The following is a 25,892-nucleotide window of genomic DNA, read 5'->3' as shown; positions in this document are numbered from 1 at the left end:
CGGCAGACCCCGGATCCACCCTTCACCGCCAAGCCCGCGGCTGCTCCAATGCCAAGATGAACAAGTCCCGCCTACAGCACCGGCAGTTGGAGATCTTCCGGGCCGTGGTCCGGAGCGGCAGCGTCACGGGCGCCAGCCGGATCCTCGGCATCAGCCAGCCCGGCGTCAGCAAGATCCTGACCCAGACCGAGGATCTCTGCGGCTTCTGCCTGTTCGAGCGCCTGCACGGCCGGCTGGTGCCGACGCAGCGCGCGCTCAGCCTGTTCGACGAGACGGAGCGCCTTTTCGTCGGCATGGAGCAGATCGAGCACCTGATGGAGCGGCTGCGGGCGGAGGAGCCGCGCCGCGCCGTCATCGCCTCCGTCCCGGTGCTGGCGCAGGAGCTGATGCCGCTGGTGGCGCGGCGCTGGCTGGACATTCCCGGTGCCGAGCGCCTCGCCCTCACCACGCGGGATGCCGGCGGGGTGATGGCGATGGCGGCCTCGCGGCGCGCGGAGATCGGCCTCATGGGAACGATGCAGCGGCTCCCCAGCCTGCGCTCCTTCCTGGTGGCGCGCACCCGGGTGCTCTGCGCGCTGCCGCCCGGCCATCCGCTGGCGGCGCGGGCCACCATCCGCCCCGCCGACCTGCACGGGCAGCCCTTCATCGGCATCTCCCGCCATGAGGGCCAGCAGACGCTGATCGACCGCGTGCTGGAGGATGAAGGCGTGCGTCCGCTGGAAATGGCGGAATGCCCGCTCATCGCCGGCGCGGCGGGGATGGCGCTGGCCGGGGTCGGCATCACCTTCACCGACGCCTTCGCCGCCCGCCCCTTCATCGGGCGCGGCCTGATCCTGCGGGATTTCGCGCCGGCGGTGACCTTCGAGTACCGCGCGATCTGGTCTGAGGGAATGAGCAACCCCTTTGACCGCACCGCGTTCCTGCGGCTGCTCGGCGAATGCGCCGAGGCCATCCTGGCGGAGCCGCCGCCCGAGGGCGTCACCCGGCTGGCATAACCAGCGCTGGGCACCATAACCAAAGTTGGGCTGCCGGGCCGCGCCCGCCGCATGCCAGCCTTGCGGGGTGGACAAGCAGCAATCTCCCTTCGCCCCCGGCTTCGTCGAGCGCCCCTATTGGTGGGAGCTCGCGCCGCCCCCGCCGCCCGGCCCGCCAGCGCCGCTGCCGGATGCGGCGGAGGTCGCCGTCATCGGCGGCGGCATCGCCGGCCTCTCCACCGCCATCGAGCTGGGCCGCAGCGGGGTGAAGGCCCTGGTGCTGGACCGTGAGGCGATCGGCTGGGGCGCCTCCTCGCGCAATGGCGGGGCGCTCTCCGGGGCGGGCAGCCTCGGCCGCGCCCGTTCCGACCTGCACAAGGCGCTCGACCAGAAGCTGCTCGACGAAATGGTCGAGGAGGCCGAGGCCTCCTTCGACGAGATGGAGGCCTTCCTGCGCGAGGAAGGCGTGGAGTGCTTCTTCCGCCGCACCGGCCGCTTCGTGGGCGCCCATGCCCCGAAGGCGCTCGACACGCTGAAGCGCCGCGCGGAGATGCTGAACCGCACGGGACGCGACACCGCCGCCATCCTGGAGCGCGGCCGCGTACGCGAGGAGGTGGCGACCGACCTCTACCACGGCGGGTTGCTGATCGAGCGCGCGGGATCGCTGCATCCCGGCCTTTATGTCCAGGGGCTGGCCAAGGCCGCCGAACGCCTCGGCGCCACGCTGCGCGGCGGCGTCACGGTGACGGGGCTGGAGAAGGAGGGCGCCGGCTACCGGGTGCGGACCAGCCAGGGGGAGGTGCTGGCCCGGCAGGTGATGGTCGCCACCAACGGCTATACCGGCGCCGCCACGCCCTGGCACCGCCGCCGCCTGGTGCCCGTGGCGAGCTACATGATCGCCACCGAGCCGCTGGGCGAGGCGCGCGTCCGCACCCTGCTGCCGAAGCTGCGCGTCTATGGCGACACCAAGAAGGTGCTCTACTACTTCCGCCCCTCGCCGGACTTCACCCGCATCCTCTTCGGCGGCCGCGCCAGCTTCGTCGACGCCGACGCGACGCGCTCCGCGGCCCGCCTGCACGGCTTCCTGACCGGCTTGCTGCCGGATCTCGCCGGGGTGCGCATCAGCCATGGCTGGAAGGGCAATGTCGCCTTCGCGCTCGACTACCTGCCGCATGTCGGCCGGCAGGAGGGCATCCATTATGCGCTCGGCTGCAACGGCAGCGGCGTCGTCACCATGACGCATCTCGGCCGCTGCGCCGCGCGGCAGATCCTGGGCAGCGCCAACCGGCCCTCGGCCTTCGCGCGCCTGCCCTTCCCCACCATGCCCGGATACCACGGCCGCCCCTGGTTCCTGCCCCTGGTGGGCGCCTCCTACCAGCTGCGCGACCGGCTGGACGGCTGGCGCTCCACCCCCGCGAAAGGCCATCCATGACGGAAGACGTGCTGTTCCCGGCGAAGGAATACGCCGACCGCCTTGCCGCGCTGCGCCACCGCATGGAGGCTGCCGGCGTCGAGGTGGCGCTGCTCGACGAGATCGAGGCGATGACCTGGATCTCCGGCTATGGCAGCTCCCTCAACCGCTGGCGCTGCGTGGTGGTGCCGCTGGATGCCGAGCCCTTCTTCCTGATCCGCGCGCTCGACGCCGCGCCCTGCCGCCAGCGCACCTGGATCAAGGACATCCCGACCTACCGCGACTGGGAGGACCCGATGCCGGCCCTGGCATCCGCCCTCGCCGGCCGCGGCCTGTCGGGCGCGCGGATCGGCCTCGACTTCAACTCCTATGCCATGTCCGTCCGCCGCTTCGCGCAGCTGAAGGCGGCACTGCCGGAGGCCGAGCTGGTCGATATCGGCCCGGTGGTGAACGAGTTGCGGCTGATCAAGTCGCCCGCCGAGATCGCCATCCTGCGCCGCAGCGCCGCGGTGGCCGATGAGGCGCTGCGCCGGGCGGCGGCGGCCTGCGTGCCCGGCGGCACGCAGCGCGACGCCGCGCGCATCGCGGTCTCCACCTATGTCGAGCTGGGCGCCGACCCCAGCCCGGCCGGGCCGATCAGCGCCGGCTCGGGCTGGGACTTCCTGCACGGCCATCTCAGCGACGCGCCGCTCTCCCGGGGCGACGTGGTGCATATCGAGCTGACGCCGCGCATCGCCGGCTACAGCGCGCGCATCATGCGCTGCGTCACGCTCGGCCCGCCCACCCCCGCGCTGGCCGCCGCCGCCGAGACGCTGATCGCGTTGCAGGACGAGCAGATCGCCGCGCTGCGCCCCGGCGCCCGCGCGCATGACGTGGACGCCATCCTGCGCGAGGGCGTCATCCGCTCCGGCCTGCGCCCGGGATACGACAACATCACCGGCTACACGCTCGGCCTCTACGCGCCGCAGACGCCGCGCACCAGCGACTTCACCCGCATCCTGCATCCCGGCGCCGACTGGACCGTCGAGGCCGGCATGGTCTTCCACATCTACGCCTCGGCCGGTGGCGCCTCGATCAGCGAGACCGTCTTGGTGCGCGAGGACGGGCCGGAGCTGCTGACCCGCTTCCCGCGCGGCCTCATTGTCAACGAGATCGGGAACTGAACATGTTCGAAGCCGTCAAGACCGGCCTGGTCGCCTCCAAGGGGCCGATTTCCGGCGTGGTCCGCAAGGGGCCGCTGGTGATCACCGCGCAGATCCCGAAGGACCCCGCCACCGGCGAGATCGTCCAGGGCGACATCACCGTGCAGACGCGCCGCACGCTGGACAACCTGCGCATCACCATGGAGGGCTGCGGCGGCTCGCTGGCCGACGTCATGATGCTGCAGGTGTATCTGGTGGACGGCGCCGACGCGGCGGCGATGAACGCCGTCTGGCGCGAGGTCTTCACCGAGCCCTTCCCCTGCCGCGCCACGGTGGTGGTGAAGGAGCTGCTGGCGCCGGGCATGCGCATCGAGATGGTCGCCACCGCGCATCTGGGAGCCGCGTGAGGTGAGTGCCGCGGCGGGTCCGAGCGGCCCCCCCACAGGCATTGTGGTGGGCGGCGGCGTGGCGGGGCTTTCCGCCGCGCTGAACCTGTTGCGCCTGGGCCATGCGGTCACGCTGATCGACCCGCTGCCCTCGCCCGGCGGCGCCTCCTTCGGCAATGCCGGGCTGATCTCGGCCGACACGGTGGTGCCGATCGCCCTGCCCGGCATGCTGCGGCAGGTGCCGCGCTGGCTGAACGACCCGCTCGGCCCACTCTCGGTGCGCCCGGCCTACATGCCGAAGGCCATGCCCTGGCTGATGAAGTGGGTCCGCGCCGGCCGCATGGACCGGGTGCGAGAGATCGCGCAGGCCATGCGGGCCCTGCACGCCAATGCCTTCCAGGACTGGAAGGACCTGCTGGGCGAGGCCGCCTTCCGCGACCTGATCCGCCAGGGCGGCCAGGTGCAGATGTGGGATTCCGCGACGGAAACCGTCACCGGCCGGATCGAGCGGAGCCTGCGTGAGGCGCATGGCATCCGCAGCGAGGAGCTGGGCGCGGACGACCTGCGGCAGATGTTTCCCGGCCTCGCGCGGGACGTGGTGCGCGGCGTGCTGATCCCCGGCAACGGGCACACCGTCAGCCCGCCCCGCCTGATCCGCACACTCGCGGACATGTTCCGTGCCGAGGGCGGCACGGTGCTGGCCGAGCGCGCCCTGAAGCTGATCCCCGAGGAAGGCGGGCGCTGGATGGTCTTCACCAACACCGGCAACCACCGGGCAGACAAGGTGATCCTGGCCGGCGGCGCCTGGTCCGGGCAGTTGCTGGAGCCGCTGGGCGTGACGGTGCCGCTGGAGACCGAGCGCGGCTACCACGCCATGCTGCCCTCGCCCTCCATCAGCCTGCGCTTCCCGATCCTGCACAAGAGCCGCAGCTTCGGCATGACGCCGATGGAGCACGGCATCCGCGTCGCCGGCACGGTGGAGATCGCGGGGCTCGACGCCGCACCGGACGAGCGGCGCGCGAAGATCCTGCACGAGCACGCGAAGCGGCTCTTCCCCGAGCTGCAGACCGGCGAGCCGGTGCTCTGGATGGGCCATCGCCCCTCGACGCCGGACAGCCTGCCCGTGCTCGGCCCGGCGCCGGGGCATCCCGGCCTGTTCCTCTGCTTCGGCCACAGCCATTTCGGCATGACGGGCGGGCCGCCCAGCGGCAAGCTGGTGGCGCAGCTTGCCGCCGGCCGGCCCGCTGCGATCGACCCGGCCCCCTATTCCGCAACCCGGTTCTGACCAACGAGACCGGGCGCGGGCGCCACGCGCGACTTCGCCTTGCAGCACAGCAATACCAGGGAGCTTCGACATGCGAACCGAACACCGCCTATGGGTGCCCTCCCGGCGCCGTTTCCTGACGCTCAGCGGCGCCGCCCTCGCCGCCCCCTTCGTCATCACCGGCCCCGCCCGCGCGGCCGGCCAGGTGATCGTGCGCACGCCGGGCGGCGCCTATGACGACATCATGCGCCGCCACGTCTATGACCCCTTCACCCAGGAAACCGGCATCACCGTGATGCCGGTGGCCGCGACGGTCGCCAAGCTGCTTGCCATGTTCAAGGCGAACAACGTCGAGCTGGACCTGATCGACACCGGCGACGGCCCGCTGGTGACACTCGGCCGCATGGGCGCGCTCGATCCGGTGGACTATGGCAGCTGGAAATGGACCAAGCCCGAGGATGTCGGCGCCGAGTACCGCAGCGAGACCCGGGTGGCGAACTTCGTCTATGCCACCGTGCTCGCCTACAACAAGGAGAGCTTCCCCGACGGCAAGCACCCGAAGGGCTGGGCCGAGTTCTGGGACGCGGAGAAGTTCCCCGGCCCGCGCATGCTGGCGGACATGGCCACCAGCGCGCCTGACCTCGAATTCGCGCTGATTGCCGACGGCGTGCCGCGCGACCAGATCTACCCGCTGGACGTGGACCGCGCCTTCAAGTCGCTCTCCCGCATCCGGCCGCAGATCCGCAAGTTCTGGGACACCGGCGCGCTCTCGGCGCAGATGCTCTCCGACAAGGAGGTGGTGCTGGGCTCGATCTGGAACGGCCGCCTGCAGACGTTGATCGACAAGGGCGCCCCGCTCGGCTTCGACTGGACCGGCAACATGATCCAGGTGCAGGCGCTCGGCGTGTTCAAGGGCTCGCCCAACAAGGCCAATGCGCAGAAGCTGATCGACTTCATGATGCAGCCCGCGGTGCAGGCCAAGTACGCCAAGGACCTGCAATACGGCCCGACCAACCAGAAGGCCTTCGGCATGCTGCCGGCCGATCAGGTGGAGCGCATGCCCGGCAGCCCGCGCTCGAAGGAAATCGGCTTCATGCGCAACGTCGAGTGGTGGGAATCGAACCGCGACAAGGTGAACCGCGCCTGGTCCCGCTGGATCCTCGGATGAGGGCGGAGGGTTTCACGGGCGTCCGCCTGGAGCGGGTGAGCAAGACCTACGGAGCGGAGACGGTGGTCAGGGAGATTTCCCTGGCCATCCCGCAGGGCGAGTTCTTCACGCTGCTCGGCCCCTCGGGCAGCGGCAAGACCACCACCCTCTCCATGATCGCCGGCTTCACCCTGCCGAGCCAGGGCAGCATCCATATCGACGGCAAGGACGCGACGCGGGCACCGCCACGCGCCCGCGGCCTCGGCATGGTGTTCCAGAACTATGCCATCTTCCCGCATCTCGACGTGTTCGGGAACGTCGCCTTCCCGCTGACCGTGCGGAAGCTGCCGAAGCCCGAGATCGCGCAGCGGGTGGCCGAGGCGCTCGCCATGGTGAAGCTGACCGGCTTTGAGAAGCGCTTCGCCCGCCAGCTCTCCGGCGGGCAGCAGCAACGCGTGGCGCTGGCGCGCGCCATCGTCGGCCAGCCGCGCGTGGTGCTGATGGACGAGCCGCTCGGCGCGCTGGACAAGAACCTGCGCTACCACATGCAGGTGGAGATCAAGGAGATCTCGCGCCGCCTCGGCATGACCGTGGTCTACGTCACCCATGATCAGGAGGAGGCGCTGACCATGTCGGACCGCATCGCCATCATGGACCGCGGCCGCATCGCGCAGATGGGGCCGCCGCGCGAGGTCTATGAGCGCCCGGAGAGCGCCTTCGTGGCGAAGTTCCTGGGCGAGGCGAACCTGATCCCGGCGCGGCGACGGGATGGCGCCCTGCGCGGCGCCGGCGATGCGCGCTTCGAGGTCGCCGTCGCCCGGCCGGAGCTGGCCGAAGGGCAGGTCTTCGTACGGCCGGAGAAGGTGAGCCTGCTGCCGGAGGGCGCCGCGCCCGCCGCCAACCAGGTTTCCGGCACCGTGCGGCACACCGCCTTCCTCGGCAATGTGGTGCGCTACGAGGTGACGCTGGCGGAGGGCGCGGTGGTGCTCTGCGACGCGACCAACGCCTCCGGCACCGTGCTGCGGCAGCCCGGCGAGCCGGTGCGGCTGGGCTGGCATTCCGCCGACGCCATCCTGCTGGAGGCGTGAGCCCATGCCGCTCCGCCATTTCGCGAAATGGGCGCTGATCGCGCCCGCCCTGGCGCTGCTGCTGCTGCTCTTCATCACGCCGATCGGCTGGTTCATCAGCGAATCGCTGGCCGAGCTGGGCAGCGCCGGCGAGGTCTGGCTGGAGGCGAAGGCGGTGCTGGGCTCGCGCGCCATCCTCGGCGCCATCCTCAACACCAACGGCATCGCGCTGACGGTGACGCTGATGGTGCTGGTGATCGGCTATCCGCTCTCCTACGCGCTCTCCCGCGCGCGGGGCTTCGCCTTCTCGCTGGTGCTGATCTGCATCGTCATTCCCTATTTCACCAGCGTCATCGTCCGCACCTATGCCTGGATGGTGATCCTCGGGCGCAACGGGCTGATCAACCAGGTGCTGCTCGGCCTTGGTCTCGCCGCCGAGCCGGTGGACCTGCTCTACAACCGCACCGGCGTCATCATCGGCATGACCTATGTGCTGCTGCCCTACATGGTGCTGACCCTCTACGCCGCGATGAAGGCGGTGGACCCGCGGCTGCTGCAGGCGGCCGAGGGCATGGGCGCCGGGCCGTTCACGGTCTTCGCCAAGGTCTTCCTGCCGCTCACCCTGCATGGCGTCACGGCGGGCGCGCTGATCGTCTTCATCCTGGCGCTCGGCTTCTTCATCACGCCGGCGCTGATGGGCGGCCCGGGCGACATCATGATGGCCATGCTGATCGAGCGCGAGATCGAGCTGTCGCAGAACTGGCCGGTGGCGGCGCTGATGACCATCGTGCTGCTGGCCATCACCCTGCTGCTCTACGCCGTCTATGCCCGCTTCGCCGACCGCACCGAGGAGGGCTTCGCGCGATGACCGGCTCCATCCTGCGCCTCGCCGCCATCCGCCTGCTCGTCGTGCTGCTCTGCGCGGCGATGCTGGCGCCGATCGCCATTGTCGTCATCGCCTCCTTCAGCGGCGACGGCTACCTGAAATTCCCGCCCGACAGCCTCTCGCTGCGCTGGTACGCCCGCTTCCTCGGCGACCCGCGCTGGCTGTCGGCGCTGTGGAACTCCTTCCTGGTGGCGGCGATGACATGCCTGCTCGCCACCGCGCTCGGCTTCCTCGCCGCCTATGCCATGGCGCGCGGCCATTTCAGCTTCCGCCGCGTCATCACCGCGCTGCTGCTGATGCCGCTGATCGTGCCGCATGTGGTGACGGCCATCGCCATGTACTTCCTCTCCGCGCGCTTCGGGCTGATCGGCGTCCGCCCCTGGATCGCGGTGGCGCACAGCGTCGTCGCGCTGCCCGTGGTGCTGGTCATCCTGCAATCGGCGCTGAAGACGGTGGACCCCAACCTGGAGCGCGCGGCGATGATCTTCGGCTGCTCGCGCATGGGGGTGTTCCGCCGCGTGGTGCTGCCGCTGGCGCTGCCCGGCCTGATCTCGGCGATGCTGTTCTCCTTCCTCACCTCCTTCGACGAGCTGGTGATCTCGCTCTTCCTCGCCGGCATCCGCGCCGAGACGCTGCCGGTGCGGATCTGGAACAGCCTGATGCTGGAGGTGGAGCCGACCATCGCCGCGGTCAGCAGCCTGCTGATCGGCGTCACCTGCCTGGCGCTGGTCATCGAATGGGCGGTGCGCCAGGCGCGCGAGCGGAGCGCCACCGCCACGCGGTGACGCCCCCACCCTCAAACGACAAGGGCCTCAGGCGACGGCGGCCTGCGGCCAGGCGGCCGCCCAGGGCCGCGCCGCCTCCAGCACGCCGCCGAGGCGCAGCAGGTCGAGATCCGCGCCCCAGCGGCCGACCAGCTGCACCGCGGTCGGCAGCCCGTCCGCGTCAAAGCCGGAGGGCACCGTCAGCGCCGGATGGCCGGTCAGGTTGAAGGGATAGACGTAGCTGCTCCAGCCCTGGCGGGTGATGCCGCAGCGCTCGCCCTCGACCTCCACCTCGTCATTGGCGGCGTCGAAATCGGCCGGCAGGGCGGTGCGGCTGAGGGTCGGCGTCACCAGCAGGTCGTAGCGGTCGAACAGCGCCTGGATGGCGCGGAACAGCCGCGTGCGGGCGAACTGCGCCTGGCGGAAGGCGTGCAGCGAGAAGCCGTCCCCGCGCTCCATGAAGGCGAGCAGCGTGGGGTCCATCTTCTCCCGCCAGTCCGGCAGGTGCTTCGCCATCGCGACGGCGAAATTGGCCTGGTACATGATGCGGCCGGGGAACTCGATCCAGTCGATCGCCTCCGTCACCGGCTCGACCCTGGCACCCTGCGCCTCCAGCACGGCGAGCATGGCCCGCGTGTTCTCCGCCATGTCGGCGGCGAGGCGCGGGTTGGCGGCGCGCTCGATGAAGCCGATGCGCAGGCCGGAGAGGTCGTTGCCGACCAGCGCCGGGTTCAGCCGGGGCGCCTGCGGGGCCGCCATGGTCCAGGGGTCGCGCTCGCTCGGGCCGGCCATGGCGGCGAACATCACCGCCGCGTCGCCGATGCTGCGCGCCATCGGCCCGGCATAGGTGTAGTTGGCGAAGGCATCCGCCGCCGACTGCCAGGGCACGGTGCCCAGCGTCGGCTTCAGCCCGACGATGCCGCAGCAGGCCGCCGGAATGCGCACCGATCCCGCGCCATCCGTACCGAGCGCGATCGGCCCGACGCCCGCCGCCACCGCCGCCGCCGCGCCGCCGCTGGAGCCGCCGGAGGTGCGCGAGAGGTTCCAGGGGTTGGGCGTGATGCCGAAGGCCGGGCCGTCGGTGAGGCCCTTGTGCCCGAATTCCGGCATGTGGGTCTTGGCGAAGACGATGGCGCCCGCCGCGCGCAGCCGCTGCACCAGCACGTCGTCCGCCGCCGCCGGCGGCTGCCCGGCAAAGATGGCCGAGCCATGCCCGGTGGTCAGGCCGGCGACGTCCACCTGGTCCTTGATGCTGACGGGCACGCCGTGCAGCGGGCCGAGCGGGGCGCCCTGCATCACCGCCGCCTCGGCCTGGCGGGCGCCTTCCAGCGCCGCCTCCTCCGCCAGCGCGGCGAAGGCGTTCAGGTGCGGCTGCGCGGCGCGGGCGGCGGAAAGCACGGCCTGCATGTACTCGACAGGGGAGAGCCGGCGGGCACGGATCAGGCCGGCGGCGCGCTGCGCCGTCATGCGCAGCAGTTCGGTCTCGGACATGAAGCCTCCTTGAATCTGCGCCGTCCGGGTCGGCAGCGCTTGACGCGGGGAGCAGCCTGATATCCGATATATCATCTTTCAAGTCGCTTCCGGTCAGGGCCTCGTCAGAAGGCCGCCGGAGAGGAGGGGCGGACGCCCTTCCAGGGAAACACGCCGGACCAACGGCACCCGGTCAACCGGGTGAAGCCGCCGCGAAAAGGGAGAGCTGAGCATGATCCGAGAAGGCTTCAACAGGCGCAGTCTGCTCGCGGGCAGCGCCGCCGCCATGGCCTTGCCGCTGATCGGCATGCCGCGACCCGCCCGCGCGGCCGGCGGACAGGTCACCGCCGTGCTGGAATCCGAGGTCGTCATCCTCGACCCGCACATGACCACGGCGGCGATCACCCGCACCTTCGCCTACCATGTCTTCGACACGCTGTTCTCGATGGACTCGGCGGGCAACATCCGCCCGCAGATGGCCGCCGGGCACGAGGTCTCGGAGGACGGACTGGCCTGGACCATCCCGCTGCGCGACGGGCTGCTCTGGCATGACGGCGCGCCCGTCACCGCCGCCGACTGTGCCGCCTCGCTGGCACGCTGGGCGCCGCGCGACGGGCTCGGGCGGATGATCATGGCCGCCGGCGCCAGCTTCGCGGCGAAGGACGCGAAGACCATCGCCATCACGCTCAAGGAGCCCTTCCCGCTGATGCTCGACGTGCTGGGCAAGCCGAACGCGCCGGTGCCGGTCATGATGCCGGAGCGCATCATCAAGGCGGCGGGCGACCAGCGCATCAAGGAGATCACCGGCTCCGGCCCCTTCCGCTTCCGCTCCGACCTCTGGCGCACCGGCGACAGCATGGTGCTGGAGCGCCACGACAAATACGTGCCGCGCGACGAGGCGCCGGATTTCCTCTCGGGCGGCAAGCGGGTGAAGATCGAGCAGCTCGTGCTGAAGGTCATGCCGGACGACACCACCGGGGCCAATGCGCTCGGCGTCGGCGAGATCGACTACATGCAGTACCTGCCCTTCGACTTCCTGGGCCTGCTGGAGCGCAACCGGGACGTGAAGCTGATCGGCCTCGGCGGCATCCACATGTTCCAGGGCAATTTCCGGCTGAACCATGCCAGCGGCCCCTTCGCCGACCCCGCGGTGCGGCGCGTGCTGTGGAAGCTGGTGGACCAGAAGGCGATCCTCACCGCCATCGGCATTCCCGGGAAGTTCCGCGTGGATGCCTGCCACTCCTTCTTCATGTGCGGCACACCGCTGGAGACCGAGGCGGGGGCGGGCGCCGTCGGGCTGGACATCGAGGGCGCCCGCGCCGAGCTGAAGAAGACGGGCTACAAGGGCGAGCCGGTGGTGATGCTGGAGGTGGCCGGCTCCATCTCGCAGACGGCGGGGCATGTGCTGGCCGAGAACCTGAAAGCCGCCGGCTTCACCGTGGACGAGCAGACGATGGACTGGGGCACCGTGCTCGCCCGCCGCAGCAAGAAGGAAGGCTGGAGCCTCTATCCCGTCTACTCCAACGGCGTGGACATGATGTCGCCGCTGAACCACTTCTACATCGGCAACAACTGCGTCGACTATGCCGGCTGGAGCTGCGACGCCCGCACCACGCGGCTGCTGGAGGACTTTGTGAAGGCGCCCGACGCCGCCGCGCGCAAGGAGATCGCGACCAGGATCCAGGAGGTCGCCTACGAGACGGTGCCGAGCGTGATGTGGGGCCAGTTCTCGCGCCCCGCCGGCTACCGCGCGCGGCTGAAGAACATGATCGAATCCAGCTTCCCGATGTTCTGGCAGGTGGAAGTCTGAGAAAGGCCGGGGGAAGGAATTCCCCCGGACCCCCATCTTCTTTTTGTCAGTTGGCGTTGCGCGCGACGGCGCCGCCAGCCCGCCGGACAAACGAACAGAAAAAGATGAGGGGGTGCGGGGGAGAATTCCTTCTCCCCCGCCCTTCCCCTCCGCCAAGGACCACCGATGCCCCTCGACCGCGCCACGCTCGAAGCCGCGCTGCCCGATCTCGACGGCACGCTCCCCCTTCCCGGCCTCTCCGCTCCCGCCACCGTCCTGCGCGACGAGTGGGGCATCCCGCATATCCGCGCGGCCACGAGCCGCGACGCCTGGATGGCTTTGGGCTTTGTCCATGCGCAGGACCGGCTTTTCCAGATGGACCTGACGCGGCGCCGCGCCATCGGCCGTGCGGCGGAGTGGCTCGGCGCCCCGGCGGCGGAGAGCGACATCCTGGCCCGCCGCCTCGGCATGGAAGCCGTTTGCCGGCGGGATTTCGCCGCGCTGGGCGGAGCCGCGCGCGAGATGCTGGAGGCCTACAGCGCCGGCGTGAACGCCTGGATCGAGAGCGACCAGCCGAAGCCGGTCGAATACACGCTGCTGAAAGACGGGCCGGAGCCCTGGGAGACCTGGCACAGCATCGCGGTGATGCGCCGGCTCGGACTGCTGATGGGCTCGGTATGGTTCAAGCTGTGGCGCGCGGCCGCCCTGCCCGTGGTGGGGCCTGAAGGCGCGGCGAAGCTGCGCTACGACGATGGCGGCACCGACCTGCTCTGCATCCCGCCCGGCGTGGAGGCAGACCGCCTGCAGGCGGATCTGGCGGCGCTGGCGCCCGCCATCCGGGCGCTGCTGGAAAGCATGGGGAAGGAGTCCGGCGGCGACGAGACCGGCGGCGGCAGCAACAACTGGGCGGTGGGGCCGTCACGCAGCACCACCGGCCGGCCCGTGCTGGCAGGCGATCCGCACCGTGTCTTCGAAATCCCGAACATGTACGCGCAGCACCATGTCGCCTGCGGCGAGTTCGACATGATCGGCCTGACCGTGCCGGGCGTGCCGGGCTTCCCGCATTTTGCGCATAATGGCCGCGTCGCCTACTGCGTCACGCATGCCTTCATGGACATCCATGACCTGTTCCTGGAGCGCTTCGACGCCGACGCCACCCATACCCAGGCGCCCGATGGCCCGGCACCCGTCACGCGCCGGCGCGACAGCATCCGCATCCGCGGCGGAGCAGTCCGCGATTTCGAGGTCGTTGAGACCCGCCATGGGCCGGTGATCGCCGGCGACCCGGCCCGGGGCACCGCCATCGCGCTGCGCTCGGTGCAGTTCGCCGAGACCGATCTCTCCTTCGACTGCCTGCCGCGCATGACCACCGCCACCGGCGTGGAGGCGCTGTACGAGGCAACGCGCGGCTGGGGGCTGATCGACCACAACCTGGTGGCCGGCGACACGGAAGGGCATATCGGCCACCTCGTGCGTGCGCGTCTGCCACGCCGGCCGCGCGAGAATGGCTGGCTTCCCGTGCCGGGCTGGGTGGCCGGGCATGACTGGCAGGGCTGGATCGCGCATGAGGACATGCCACGCAGCCTCGATCCCGAGGGCGGCATCATCGTCACCGCCAACAACCGCGTCGTCGCCGATGACGCGCATGCCGACTATCTCTGCACCGACTGCCATCCGCCCTATCGCGCCCGCCGCATCGCCGCGCGGCTGGCGGAAGGGGGCGCCTTCGCGCCGGAGGATGCGGCGGGCATCCATGCCGACACGCTCTCGCCCAACGCGCTGCTGCTGCGCGACCGGCTGGCTGCCCTGCCTGCCCCCGCCGAACCCGCCGCCGCCGCGCTGCGCGAGCGCCTGCTGGCGTGGGACGGCCGCATGGAGGCGGGCGCCAGCGCACCGGGCGCCTATATCGCGCTGCGCCGGGCACTGACCGCCATTCTCGCCGAGCGCAGTGGTCTCGCCGAAGCCGGGGCCAGCCCGCTGGCGCAGGTGCCACCCGGCATCGCGCCGCTGAACCAGCTCTGGTGGACGCTGCCCGAACTGCTGCGCCGCAACGATGCCAGTCTCCTCAAGGGCTGGAACTGGGAGCAGGCGCTGCAGGCCGCCCTCGCCCGCGCCGCCGCGACGCCGGCCGACGCTCCCTGGGGCGAGGCGCACCAGCCGCGCTTCGCCCACCCGCTCTCGGCCCTGTTCCCGGAGGCGGCGCCCCTGCTCGACCCGCCCTCCCGCCCGGTGGGCGGCGACAACGACACGGTGCTGGCCAATGGCCTGCTCTGCGCCAGCGGGCCGGCCGCCACCTACGGCGCCCTGGCCCGCTATGTCTTCGACGTCGGCGATTGGGAGGGCTGCCGCTGGGTGGTGTTCCACGGCGCCTCAGGCCAGCCGGGCAGCCCCCACTATGCCGACCAGAACGCACCCTGGTCGGCCACGCGGATGGTGCCGATGCGCTATGGCTGGGAAAGCATTGAGCAGGCCGCACGGCACCGGCAGCAACTGGCGCCCGGCGGGGACGAAAGCTCAAGGAAATGAATTCCCCCGAACGCCCTTCTTTCTGCCCTTTCAGAGGCGGGCGGGACCACTTGCAGCCCGCTTGATATATCAAATAGTCTGATTTTGAACCAAGCCGCAGAGGAGGCAGGGTGCGGAAGCTCGAAGCGGACCGGAGCGCCGGCAGCATCGCCATCGAAGGGCTGGTGAAGCGCTTCGGCAGGGTTCATGCCGTCGATGGCGTCTCGCTCGACATCCGCGCCGGCGAGTTCCTGGCGCTGCTGGGTCCCTCCGGCTCCGGCAAGACGACCATCCTGATGGCGATCGCCGGCTTCGAGTATCCCGACGAAGGACGCGTCCTGCTCGGCGGCGAGGACATCACCTGGCTGCCGCCGAACCGCCGCAACCTCGGCATGGTCTTCCAGCGCTACACGCTCTTCCCGCATATGAGCGTGCTGGAGAACATCGCCTTCCCGCTGAAGATGCGCGGCGTCGGCCGCGCGGAGCGGGAGGAGCGGGCGCGTGGCGCGCTGCGCACCGTCCGGCTGGAGCAGATGGGCGAACGGAGCCCGGCGCAGCTTTCCGGCGGGCAGCAGCAGCGCGTGGCGATCGCCCGCGCCATCGTCTATCGCCCGCGCGTATTGCTGATGGACGAGCCGCTCTCCGCGCTGGACAAGAACCTGCGCGAGGAGATGCAGATCGAGATCAAGCATCTCCAGCGCGAGATCGGCATCACCGTCGTCTTCGTCACGCACGACCAGACCGAGGCGCTGACCATGGCCGACCGCATCGCGGTGCTCGACCAGGGGCGGCTGCAGCAGCTCGGCGCGCCGCGCGAGCTGTACGAGGCGCCGCAGACCGAGTTCGTCGCCGGCTTCATCGGCGAAACCAATTTCTGGGCCGGCGCCGCCGCAGCAGCAGCAGCGCCTGGCGAGGCGCTGGGCGTGCAGCTCGATGGCGGCGTTGTCATGCCGGCGCTGGCGGCCTCGCCGGTGCCGGCCGGCGGCCGCGTGCGGCTGGCGCTGCGGCCCGAGCGGCTGCGCATCGTGGCCGGTGGCGGCGAGGGCGTTCCGGCCCGCGTCACCGAGGCGATCTACGCCGGCAACGCGACCACGCTGATGCTGGAGACGGCGGGAGGACAAACGCTGCGCCTGCGCATCCCCGCCGGGACCGGCCTGCCCGAAGCGGCCGCGGGCGAAGCCGTGACGCTGAGCTGGCAGGCCGCCGACGCGCGCGCCTTCGCGGTGAGGTCATGAGCCGCCGGCCGCCACGCTTCCTGCTGGGCGGACGGCGCTTCAGCCCAGCCGCCAGCCTGGCCCTGGCGGCGCCCTTCCTGCTGCTGCTGCTCGTTGTCTTCATCCTGCCGCTGGTGATGCTGCTGCACGAAAGTCTTTTCGTGCCGGCGCCGAGCCTTGGGAACTATGCCCACGCGCTGGAAGAGCCCGTCTATCTGCGGGTGATGCTGCGCACGCTGCGCATTGCCTTCCTCGTCACGCTGCTGGCGCTGCTGCTGGCCTGGCCGCTGGCCTGGGTGATGTCGCGCAGCCGCGGGGTGGGGCTTGCGCTGCTGGGCGCGGCGGTGCTGCTGCCGCTCTGGACCTCCGTGCTGGTGCGCACCTATGCCTGGATGGTGCTGCTGCAACGCAACGGCATCATCAACCAGATCCTGGGGCAGCTCGGCCTGGTCGGGCAGCCGGTGCGCCTGCTCTACACGGAAGGCGCGGTGGTGCTGGCTATGGCGCATGTGCTGCTGCCCTTCATGGTGCTGCCGCTCTACTCCGCACTGAAGGGAATCCCCGAGGACTACCCGCGCGCGGCGCAGATGCTCGGCGCCTCGCCCTGGGCCACCTTCCGCGAGGTGATCTGGCCGCTCTGCCTGCCGGGCGTCACCTCCGGCTGCCTGATGGTCTTCCTGCTGGCGCTGGGCTTCTTCGTCACGCCGGCGCTGATCGGCGGGCCGCAGCAGATGATGATCGCCACGCTCGTCTCGCAGCAGGTGCGGGAGTTGCTGGACTGGCCCTTCGCCGGGGCGCTGGTCGGCATCCTGCTCGCCTTCGTGCTGGTGCTGGTGCTGCTGTTCCGCCGCGCCGTGCGGCTGGACCGTTTCGTGGGGCAGGCCTGATGGCGGCCCCGCGCAGCACGCCGAACCGGGCCGGGCGCATGGTGGTGAACGCGGCGGCCTATGCCGTCACCGTCTTCCTGCTGCTGCCCACGCTGATCATCATCCCGATGTCGGTCGGGCCGGAGCGGTTCCTGCGCTTCCCTCCCGCCGGCTTCTCGCTGCGCTGGTACGCCGAATACTTCCGCGACCCGGACTGGCTGGCCGCCACGCTGTTCAGCCTGGAGGTGGCGCTGCTCACCGCGCTCTGCGCCACCGCCATCGGCACCATGCTGGCGCTGGCGCTGGTGCGGGGGCGGCTACCCGGGCGGGGGCTGGTGGAGCTGCTGGTGGTCGGGCCGGTGATCGTGCCGCATGTGGCGCTGGCGGTGGCCATGTTCCTGGTCTTCGAGCGGCTGCGGCTGACCGGCACGCTGCTGGGCTTCACCATGGCGCATACGGTGCTGGCGCTGCCCTTCGTCGTCTTCACCGTGCTGGCGGCGCTCTACCGCTTCGATGCCCAGCTGGAGCGGGCGGCGCTCTCCTGCGGAGCGGGGCGGTTCGCCACCTTCCGCCATGTCACCCTGCCGCTGATCGCGCCGGGCGTGGTCTCGGCGGCGCTCTTCGCCTTCATCATCTCCTTCGACGAGCCGGTGGTCTCCTTCTTCATCTCGGCGCTGGACCGGAAATCCCTGCCCCGCAAGATGTTCGAGGACATCGACTACAACATCTCCCCCACCCTCGCGGCCGTCGCCACCATGCTGACGGCGCTGACAGTGCTTGCCCTCTTGCTGGGCTTCGTGCTGAAGCGCGCCGCGGAGCGGCGTGCCGCGGCAAGGAGTGGCTAAGGATATGGCGGAAGCAGCGCAGATCATCGATTTCGTGGCGCCGGTGGGGCGGGAGAACCTCGCCGGGCGGGTTTATGAGGAGCTGCGCACGGCGCTGTTCGAGGGGCGGATGCGCCCGGGCCAGCGGCTGAAGATCCGCGATCTTGCGGCGGCGATGCAGGTCTCGGAGACGCCGGTGCGGGAGGCGGTGGTGCAGCTCGCGCGCGAGCGGGCGCTGCGGCTGGAGGCGGCGCGCTCGATCACCGTGGCCGGGCTGACCCTGGACCAGTACCTTGAGCTTCGCACCATCCGGCTTGAGCTTGAGGGCCTGGCGGCCGAGGCGGCGGCATTGCGCATCGACGAGGCCGGCATCGCGGCACTGGACGCGGCGCATGCCGCGCTGACCGCCGCCGAGGAGGCTGCCGACGCGGTGGCCGCCAACCGCGCCAACTGGGCCTTTCATCACGGCCTCTATCGCGCGGCGGCGATGCCGGAGCTGCTGACCATCATCGAGAGCATCTGGCTGCGCAACGGCCCGATGCATGCCTTTCTCTATCCCGATGCGCGGCCGACCTATCCGGGCCGGCACCGGCACCTGGACATCATCGAGGGCCTGCGGGCGCATGACCCGCTGGCGACGCGGGCGGCGCTCTGCGCCGACCTGACGGAGGGTGGCGCGAACCTCGTGGCGCTGCTGGGCCGGATGGAGGGCGCATGACCATGCTGCGCTGCTCTCGCAATGGCCGAACTGACAGAAAAAAGAAGGGGGTCCGGGGGAATTCATTCCCCCGGCCTTTCGCAGACAGGGAAGCTGGGCAATGGAAATCAACCGCAGAGGACTTCTCGCCGCTTCAGCGCTGACGGCGCTCGGCGCGCCGCGCCTGGCGCGGGCGCAGGGCAAGGGCGAGGTCATCATCGCCGCGACGGGCGGGCTGATGGAGCGCAGCCTGCAGGAGCATTTCTACAGGCGCTTCGAGCAGGAGACCGGCATCCGCGTCCGCTCGATTCCGATCGAGCTGCCGGACCAATGGGCCAGGGCGCAGGCCGGCGCACGCAGCGGCAACATTCCCTTCGACATCGTCACGGCGACGCCGCCGGACCTGATCCAGCACGTCGAGATGCTGCAGACCATCGACTGCAAGGGCATGCCGGGCATCGTGGCGCATGCGCTGCCGAATGCCTGCTTCGACAAGGGCATCATCCGCACCGCCGGCGGCATGACGATGGTCTGGAGCAAGAAGGCCTTCCCCGACAAGGGCCTGACCTCCTGGGCGGATTTCTTCGACGTGCAGAAGTTCCCCGGCCCGCGCTCCCTGCCGGACACCGGCGACCGCGAATGGTGGGTGCCCCTGGCCGCGCTGATGGCGGATGGCGTGCCGCGCGACAAGCTCTTCCCGATGGATCTCGATCGCGCCTACCGCAAGCTCGACAGCATCAAGCCGCATGTCGCGGCGTGGTGGAAGAGCGGCGACAACTGCATGCAGATCATGCGCGGCGGCGACGCGGTGATGACCATGGCCTATTCCAGCCGCTCCGTGCCGCTGGCGAAGAGCGGCGAGTTCGACTTCACCTGGAACCAGGCGATCCGCGATGTCGGCAACTGGGCGGTGCTGAAGGGCGGGCCGAACACCGAGAATGCCCTCAAGTTCCTCGACTTCTTCGTGCAGAACGCGAAGGAGCACCTGGCCTTCAGCGAGAAGGTCAGCTTCGATTCCAACAACCGCGAGGCGCCCGCGCTGGTGCCGGAGGCCGAGCGGCGCTTCCGCCCCTCCTGGCCGGAGAACTGGGAGAAGCTGGTGATCGCCGACTATGACTGGATCGCCCAGAACCGCCCGGCGCTGCGCGAGCGCTGGGTGACCTGGCTGACGGCCTGACGCACCGATGCTGGTCAACGACCCCGAGGCGGCGCACTGGCCGGTGGACCCGTCGCGGCTCGACCTGGTGGAGGAGTTCCGCCGTAAGCCGCGCGGGCCGCACAGCGACGCGCTGCAGAAGCTGCTGCACCGGATGCGCTGGTCGGGCCTTGGCCGGCGCCACGTGCTGATCGTGCTGGAGCCGAACCGCCGCTGGATGCTCGGGCGCCTGCCCGGGCGCCGCGGCGCGCCGGTCGAGACCTTTCCCAACCGCATCTTCACCGATCTCGCCGCCGCCGAATGGGCGGTCTTCGTCCTGCGCTGGGAGGCGCTGACGGGGCAGAAGCTGGAGGATGGAAGCTCCGCCGCATGACCGACACCACCGCTGTCCTCGGCTATGCCTGGCCGCTGGTCGTCTCGCCGGGCGAGGAGGTCGCCTTCCATCTCTCCAGCGCCAGCCTGGGGGAAGCGGAAGCCACGCTGCTGCGCGTGCGCTGCGGCGACCCCGACCCGGACGGGCCGGGGCTGCGCTTCACCACGCCCGGCACGCCCATCGACGGGCGCGTGGCGCTGCGCCACCAGCCGCTGCATCCCGGCTCCTGCGCCATCGTGCCCGATGCGCCGGCGCTGCGGCGGGCGGGCTCCCTCTCCGTCGGCTGCTTCCTCTGGCCGACGGCGCCGCTCGCCGGGCCGCAGACCATTCTCTCCCGCTGGCGGGAGGACCGGCGGGAAGGCTGGCGCCTCGGTCTCGACGCCGAGGGGCGGCTGGAGTTCGAGATTGGCGGCAATGGCCAATCCTGGCGCGTCACGGCGCCGCGGCCCCTGCTGGAGCGGGAGTGGGTCTTCGTCGGCGGCGTGCTGGATGCCGAGGCCGGTGAGATCCGCGTGGTGCAGCAGAGCCTCGACCCGCAGGCGGGGCGCGATCGCAGCGGCGAAGCCACCGCGGTCGGGCCGAAGACCCTCGCATGGCCTGAAGCGACGGCGCTTGTCATCGCCGCCCAGGCGCGGGAGGGCGGCGATGCGCCGCTGACCGCCGTCCATTTTGATGGCAAGCTCGACCGCCCGCGCCTGCACGCCACCGCGCTCGATGCCGCCGCCCTGCGCGCCCTTTGCGAAAGCCTCGCGCCGCCGCCGGGCGACCCGGACCTGCTCGCCGCCTGGGACTTCTCGCGGGAGATCCCGACCGACCGGGTGCGTGACCTCTCCGCCAACCGCCTTGATGGCAGGCTGCGCCATTTGCCCATGCGCGGCATGACCGGTGCCAACTGGGACGGCAGCACGGTGCAGTGGACCGAGGCGCCGCATCTCTACGGCGCCATCCATTTCCACAGCGACGACATGCACGATGCCGGCTGGTCGCCGGACCTGCGCCTCACCATCCCCGGGGACTGGCGCAGCGGCTTCTATGCCCTGCGCCTGCGCGCGCGGCAGGGTACGGACGATCCGGTGGAAAGCTCCGTTGCCTTCTTCGTCCGCGCGCCGCTCGGCAAGCCGCGCGCGCGGCTGGCGCTGGTGGCCAGCACCGCCACCTTCCTCGCCTATGCCAACAGTGCGCTGCGGCTCGACCAGGTGCATGCCGAGGCGATGCTGGAGGGCCTGCTGACCCTCTCCCGCGACGACGTCTATCTGCAGGAGCACCGCGAGCTCGGCCTCTCCACCTACGACACGCACAGCGACGGCAGCGGCTGGTGCTATTCCAGCGCGAAGCGGCCGATCCTGAACATGCGGCCGCGCGGCGCCACCTTCAACTACGGCAACGACACCCACATCATCGACTGGCTGGAGCAGATCGGCCAGGACTACGACGTCATCGCCGATGACGATATCGACCGGCACGGCGCGCAGCTCCTCGCCGGTTATGACTGCGTCATCACCGGCTCGCATCCCGAATACTTCAGCCGCGCCATGCTCGACGCCTTCGACGCCTATCAGCGCGGCGGCGGGCGGCACATCTATCTCGGCGGCAACGGCTTCTACTGGCGCATCGGCTGGCACCCGGCCCAGCCGCACACCATGGAAATCCGCCGCGGCATGAACGGGCTGCGCACCTGGGAGGGCGAGGCGGGCGAGAACGCCCTCTCCTTCACCGGCGAGCCCTCCGGCCTCTGGCGCAGCAACGGACGGCCGCCGCAGCGGTTGGTCGGCGTCGGATTCGACGCCCAGGTCTTCACCCGCTCCTACCCCTATCGCTGGCGGGAGGAGGCGCGCGACCCGCGCATCCGCTGGCTGGTGGAGGGGATCGACCTGGAGAAGCCGCTCGGCGATGCCGGCCTGCGCGGCGGCGGCGCGGCGGGGCTGGAAGTGGACCGCGTGGACCCCACCCTTGGCTCGCCCCCGCACCTGCTCTGGATCGCGACCGCCGACCAGCTCGACTACGGCGGCGTGCCGACCCTTGAAGAACTCCGCACTCTGCATCGCGGCGCCATGGGCGACCAGAACGCGCGCGTCCGCGCCGATGTCGCCTTCTTTCCCACTGCCAAGGGGGGCGCTGTGTTCTCCACCGGGTCCATCGCCTGGGCTTGCGCCCTCTCCTGCAACAGCTACGACAACAGCGTCAGCCGCCTGACCGGGAACGTGTTGCGGCGCTTCCTCGACCCCCGGCCCTTCGAGGGCTTCGACTGAAGGCCAGGGAGGGCGCCGCCCTCCCTGGACCCACCCGCCGGGGGGACAGTGTCCCCCCCGGACCCCGCCGATATGCGCCAAGCACCAAGAACCGAGGAACGGACCATGCAACGGACCCCCATCAGCACCGAAACACCCTGGTTCCGCCTCGAATCCGACGAAAGCGACTGGGCCGCCGAAAACCCGGCCGACCTGGCACGCTGGATGGAGCAGCTCCTGCTGATCCGCCGCTTCGAGGAAAAGATCCTCGACCTGCACGGCCAGGGGCTGATCCACGGGCCGGCCCATGCCTCGATCGGGCAGGAGGCCGGCGCGGTCGGCGCCATGTCCGTGCTCGGCACGCAGGACAAGATCAACGGCACCCACCGCGCGCATCACCAGATCCTCGCCAAGCTGCTGAACAGCGCCCTGCCCGAGGGCTACGACCCCCGGCAGGACGCGCCGCCGGAGGAGGCCGGCACGCTGGTCCGCCGGGCCATGGCGGAGATCATGGGCCTGGATGAGGGCTTCTGCGCCGGGCGCGGCGGCTCCATGCACATGCGCTGGGCGCCGGCCGGCATCGTCGGCACCAGCGCCATCATCGGCGCCAACCTGCCGCATGCCGTGGGCTACGGCCTCGCCGACAAGGTGCTGGGGCGCGACAACATCTCCGTCGCCTTCTTCGGCGACGGCACGCTGATGGCCGGCCAGTCGCTGGAGGCCATCAACCTCGCCGCCCTTTACCGCCTGCCCGTCGTCTTCTTCCTGGAGAACAACTTCTACGCCGTATCCACCCATGTCCGCGAGCAGACGCGCGAGACGCGGCTGACCTCGCGCGGCGCCATGTTCGGCGTGCCCAGCGTCGAGTGCGACGGCATGGACCTCCTCGCCGTGCGGCAGGCCATGCGCTGGGCAGTGGAGACCATCCGCGAGGGCGGCGGCCCGGTCTTTGTCGAGGCGCTGTGTTACCGCTTCCTGCACCAGAGCGGGCCGTTGCTCGGCAGCCAGTTCGGCTATCGCGACAAGGCCGAGGAGGAGGCCTGGCGCGCGCGCGACCCGCTGGCCACCATGCCGGCGAAGCTGAAGGCCATGGGCGTGCTGGACGATGCCGGCCTCGCCGCGCTGGATGCGCGCGCCCGCGCCATGGTCGAGGCCGCCGCCTCCGCCCTCACCGAGGTGCCGCGCGATTCCAACAGCCTGCAGGTGCGCAGCGGCGCCTATCCCGAGCCGGCGCGGGTGGACGAAGGGATCCGCGGCGACCTCTCCGAGTTGTCCGGCGAGCGCTTCCTGGAAGCCGAGCAGGTGCCGGCCGAGGCACGCACCGACCAGAAATACATCGAGGCCGTGGCCGCCGTGCTGCTGCGGAACATGGAGCGCGACCCGCGCATCGTGCTGATCGGCGAGGACGTGCACCGGCTGCGTGGCGGTGTCTCCGGCTCCTCGCGCGGGGTGATGGAGCGCTTCCCCGAGCGCGTCTTCGCCACGCCGATCTGCGAGAACGGCTTCACCGGCATGGCGCTCGGCGCCTCGCTCTGCGGGCTGCGGCCGGTGGTGGACATCATGTTCGGCGACTTCTGCATCGTCGCGGCCGACCAGATGTTCAACGGCATCGGCAAGTTCGCGCATATGTTCGGTGGCGGCTTCGGCGTGCCCGTGGTGGTGCGTGCGCGCGTCTCACCGCAAACGGGCTATGGCTCGCAGCATTCGATGGACCCCTCGGCGCTCTTCGCGCTCTATCCGGGCTGGCGCATCGTCGCGCCCGCCACGCCGCACGACTATGTCGGGCTGATGAACGCGGCGCTGCGCTGCGACGACCCGGTGCTGGTCATCGAGCATCAGGACCTGTTCCAGACCACCGGCCCGCTGCCGCGCGACGACCTCGACTTCTGCCTGCCGCTCGGCCGCGCCCGCATCGCCCGCCCTGGCCGCGCCTGCACGGTGCTGACCTATGGCGCCATGGTGCAGCCCTCCATCGGCGCCGCCGAGGCCGCCGGCGTGGACGCCGAGGTGGTGGACCTGCGCAGCCTCGACCCCACCGGCCTGGACTGGGAGACCGTCACCGCCAGCATCCGCCGCACCAACCGCGTGCTGATCGCCGAGCAGACGGCGCGCGGCACCAGCCACGGTGCGCGCCTCGCGCAGGAGGTCCAGGAGCGCTGCTTCGACTGGCTGGATGCCGAGATCCTGCGCGTTTCCGGCGGGGAGGCGGCGCCGGTGGTCTCGCGCCCGCTCAACATGGCGGCCCTGGGCAACGCGGCAAAGGTGGAGGCGGCGTTGCGCCGGCTGGCGGCCTGAGGGGGGCCGCGGCCATGGATCACCTTGATGAAATATGATATATCATAGTTCGTCATCCCGCAGGACAGATCGATGCCCGAGCCCCTCCCCCTCGCGAACCACTCCCTCGATGCCGAGTTGCGCCAGCGCGCGCGGCAGGTCATCCCCGGCGGGCTCTGGGGCCATCTGAACGCCGATCGTCTGCCGGAGGGCTATCCGCAATACTTCGCCTCGGCCGAGGGCTGCCGCCTGCGGGACGTGGACGGGCGCGAGTTCATCGACTTCATGTGCTCCTGGGGTCCGGTGGTGCTTGGCCATCATCACCCCGCTGTGGAGGCCGCTGCGCAGGAGCAGGCGGCGCGGGGCGACTGCATGAACGGCCCTGCCCCCGTGCTCGTGGAACTGGCGGAGCTTCTGGTCGGCATGATCCCGCACGCCGACTGGTGTCAGCTCTCCAAGAACGGCACCGACGCCACCACCGCCTGCGTCACCATCGCCCGTGCCGCCACCGGGCGGCGCAAGGTGCTGGTGGCGCGCGGCAGCTACCACGGCGCCGTGCCCTGGTGCTCGCCCTCCGTGGCCGGCGTCACCGCGGAGGACCGGGCCCACCTGCTCACCTTCGAGTACAACGACCGCGCCAGCCTTGATGCCGCCATCGCCGAGGCGGCGGGCGACCTCGCGGCGATGATCGTCACGCCCTTCCGGCACGATTTCGGGCGCGAGCAGGAACTGGCCACGCCGGCCTTCGCGCAGCATCTGCGGGAGGTCTGCGACGGCAGCGGCGCGGCGCTGATCCTGGACGACGTGCGCGCCGGCTTCCGCCTGCATCTCGGCGGCTCCTGGGAGACGCTGGGCGTGCGGCCGGACCTCGCCGCCTACAGCAAGGCGATCGCCAACGGCCATCCGCTCGCCGCCATCACCGGGCGCGAGCGCTTCCGCGAGGCCGCCACGCAGGTCTATTCCACAGGCTCCTTCTGGTGCGGCGCCGTGCCGATGGCCGCCGCCGCCGCCACGCTGCGCGAATTGCAGCGCATCGACGGCCCGGCATGGATGCGGGAGATGGGCGAGCGGCTGCGCGCGGGGCTGGATCATCTGGCGCGCCGGCACGGCCTCGCGGTGCGGCAGACCGGCCCCGCGCAGATGCCGCTGATGACCTTCGCGCATGATCCCGACTGGCGGAAGGGCGACACCTTCTGCGCCGAGGCCTTGCGCCACGGCGCCTATTTTCACCCACGGCACAACATGTTCCTCTCCTGCGCACATCGGGAAGCCGATATCGACCGCGCACTGGAAGCCGCGGATGCGGGCTTCCGCGCGGTGCGGCAGATGACCTGAAGGCGCTGGCCGAGGAGAGAAAGCCGGCGGATGTGTTCCCAGCGCGCGTGAGGCAGGCAATCCTTCGGCTGCCCGTGCAGGATCACAGCGCGGGCAGGACGGCAAGGCGGGCATTCTGGT

General features: G+C 70.8%; 21 protein-coding genes. 20 read left to right on the top strand and 1 reads right to left on the bottom strand.

The features are described 5' to 3' along the window. Positions 1–56 precede the first annotated feature (56 nt). The 9 genes from QMO56_RS05235 to QMO56_RS05195 all read left to right on the top strand — a co-directional run bounded on the left by QMO56_RS05235 (position 57) and on the right by QMO56_RS05195 (position 9,062). The gene (locus QMO56_RS05235) at positions 57–995 is read left to right on the top strand and encodes a LysR substrate-binding domain-containing protein (RefSeq protein WP_283523983.1); all 939 of its coding nucleotides are present in this window, start codon (positions 57–59) and stop codon (positions 993–995) included. A gap of 67 nt (positions 996–1,062) precedes the next feature. Continuing rightward, positions 1,063–2,406: an FAD-binding oxidoreductase gene (locus QMO56_RS05230; protein ID WP_283523982.1), complete on the top strand. Its 1,344-nt coding sequence runs from the start codon at positions 1,063–1,065 to the stop codon at positions 2,404–2,406. Then, the gene (locus tag QMO56_RS05225) at positions 2,403–3,548 is read left to right on the top strand and encodes a Xaa-Pro peptidase family protein (RefSeq protein WP_283523981.1); all 1,146 of its coding nucleotides are present in this window, start codon (positions 2,403–2,405) and stop codon (positions 3,546–3,548) included. The genes QMO56_RS05230 and QMO56_RS05225 overlap by 4 nt, the downstream gene beginning before the upstream one ends. 2 nt (positions 3,549–3,550) lie before the next feature. Then, positions 3,551–3,934, top strand: coding sequence for a RidA family protein (locus QMO56_RS05220; protein WP_283523980.1), 384 nt, complete (start codon positions 3,551–3,553; stop codon positions 3,932–3,934). 1 nt (position 3,935) lies between these two features. Further along, positions 3,936–5,198, top strand: coding sequence for an FAD-binding oxidoreductase (locus QMO56_RS05215; RefSeq protein ID WP_283523979.1), 1,263 nt, complete (start codon positions 3,936–3,938; stop codon positions 5,196–5,198). 70 nt (positions 5,199–5,268) lie between these two features. Further along, on the top strand, positions 5,269–6,345 hold the full coding sequence (locus QMO56_RS05210) for an ABC transporter substrate-binding protein (RefSeq protein ID WP_283523978.1): 1,077 nt from the start codon (positions 5,269–5,271) through the stop codon (positions 6,343–6,345). Beyond that, positions 6,342–7,412 carry an ABC transporter ATP-binding protein gene (locus QMO56_RS05205; protein WP_283523977.1) on the top strand — a complete coding sequence of 357 codons (1,071 nt, stop codon included), beginning with the start codon at positions 6,342–6,344 and terminating at the stop codon, positions 7,410–7,412. The genes QMO56_RS05210 and QMO56_RS05205 overlap by 4 nt, the downstream gene beginning before the upstream one ends. Before the next feature lie 4 nt (positions 7,413–7,416). Beyond that, entirely contained in the window at positions 7,417–8,259 is an 843-nt protein-coding gene (locus QMO56_RS05200; protein WP_283523976.1) for an ABC transporter permease, read from the top strand. Next, entirely contained in the window at positions 8,256–9,062 is an 807-nt protein-coding gene (locus QMO56_RS05195) for an ABC transporter permease (protein WP_283523975.1), read from the top strand. Before QMO56_RS05200 ends, QMO56_RS05195 begins: the two co-directional genes overlap by 4 nt. 27 nt (positions 9,063–9,089) lie before the next feature. Here the strand turns inward: QMO56_RS05195 and QMO56_RS05190 are convergent, their stop codons facing one another. Beyond that, positions 9,090–10,532 carry an amidase gene (locus QMO56_RS05190; protein WP_283523974.1) on the bottom strand — a complete coding sequence of 481 codons (1,443 nt, stop codon included), beginning with the start codon at positions 10,530–10,532 and terminating at the stop codon, positions 9,090–9,092. A 211-nt stretch (positions 10,533–10,743) separates the two neighbouring features. Between QMO56_RS05190 and QMO56_RS05185 the strand changes: the two genes are divergently transcribed. The 11 genes from QMO56_RS05185 to QMO56_RS05135 all read left to right on the top strand — a co-directional run bounded on the left by QMO56_RS05185 (position 10,744) and on the right by QMO56_RS05135 (position 25,772). Beyond that, positions 10,744–12,321, top strand: coding sequence for an ABC transporter substrate-binding protein (locus QMO56_RS05185; protein WP_283523973.1), 1,578 nt, complete (start codon positions 10,744–10,746; stop codon positions 12,319–12,321). Positions 12,322–12,486: 165 nt separating this feature from the next. After that, entirely contained in the window at positions 12,487–14,826 is a 2,340-nt protein-coding gene (locus QMO56_RS05180; protein WP_283523972.1) for a penicillin acylase family protein, read from the top strand. Between the two features lie 110 nt (positions 14,827–14,936). Next, a complete protein-coding gene (locus tag QMO56_RS05175; protein ID WP_283523971.1) occupies positions 14,937–16,040 on the top strand; it encodes an ABC transporter ATP-binding protein in 1,104 nt (367 codons plus the stop codon). Next, on the top strand, positions 16,037–16,906 hold the full coding sequence (locus tag QMO56_RS05170; RefSeq protein WP_283523970.1) for an ABC transporter permease: 870 nt from the start codon (positions 16,037–16,039) through the stop codon (positions 16,904–16,906). Before QMO56_RS05175 ends, QMO56_RS05170 begins: the two co-directional genes overlap by 4 nt. Continuing rightward, positions 16,906–17,730, top strand: coding sequence for an ABC transporter permease (locus tag QMO56_RS05165; RefSeq protein WP_283523969.1), 825 nt, complete (start codon positions 16,906–16,908; stop codon positions 17,728–17,730). Before QMO56_RS05170 ends, QMO56_RS05165 begins: the two co-directional genes overlap by 1 nt. A gap of 4 nt (positions 17,731–17,734) precedes the next feature. Next, positions 17,735–18,427 (top strand): GntR family transcriptional regulator, encoded by a 693-nt coding sequence (locus tag QMO56_RS05160; protein ID WP_283523968.1) that lies wholly within the window; start codon positions 17,735–17,737, stop codon positions 18,425–18,427. A gap of 100 nt (positions 18,428–18,527) precedes the next feature. Beyond that, positions 18,528–19,583 (top strand): extracellular solute-binding protein, encoded by a 1,056-nt coding sequence (locus QMO56_RS05155; RefSeq protein ID WP_283523967.1) that lies wholly within the window; start codon positions 18,528–18,530, stop codon positions 19,581–19,583. A gap of 7 nt (positions 19,584–19,590) precedes the next feature. Then, positions 19,591–19,935, top strand: coding sequence for a hypothetical protein (locus QMO56_RS05150; RefSeq protein ID WP_283523966.1), 345 nt, complete (start codon positions 19,591–19,593; stop codon positions 19,933–19,935). Continuing rightward, a complete protein-coding gene (locus QMO56_RS05145; RefSeq protein ID WP_283523965.1) occupies positions 19,932–22,184 on the top strand; it encodes a N,N-dimethylformamidase beta subunit family domain-containing protein in 2,253 nt (750 codons plus the stop codon). Before QMO56_RS05150 ends, QMO56_RS05145 begins: the two co-directional genes overlap by 4 nt. A 105-nt stretch (positions 22,185–22,289) precedes the next feature. Continuing rightward, positions 22,290–24,458, top strand: a complete 2,169-nt coding sequence (locus tag QMO56_RS05140; protein ID WP_283523964.1) for a thiamine pyrophosphate-dependent enzyme — start codon at positions 22,290–22,292, stop codon at positions 24,456–24,458. A 72-nt stretch (positions 24,459–24,530) separates the two neighbouring features. Next, complete coding sequence (locus tag QMO56_RS05135; RefSeq protein WP_283523963.1) at positions 24,531–25,772, top strand: aminotransferase class III-fold pyridoxal phosphate-dependent enzyme; 1,242 nt, start codon at positions 24,531–24,533, stop codon at positions 25,770–25,772. Positions 25,773–25,892 lie beyond the last annotated feature (120 nt).

The sequence above is a fragment of the Roseomonas sp. E05 genome (assembly GCF_030063475.1).
GTDB lineage: Bacteria > Pseudomonadota > Alphaproteobacteria > Acetobacterales > Acetobacteraceae > Pseudoroseomonas.
This window is presented reverse-complemented; position numbering and strand designations above follow the sequence as displayed.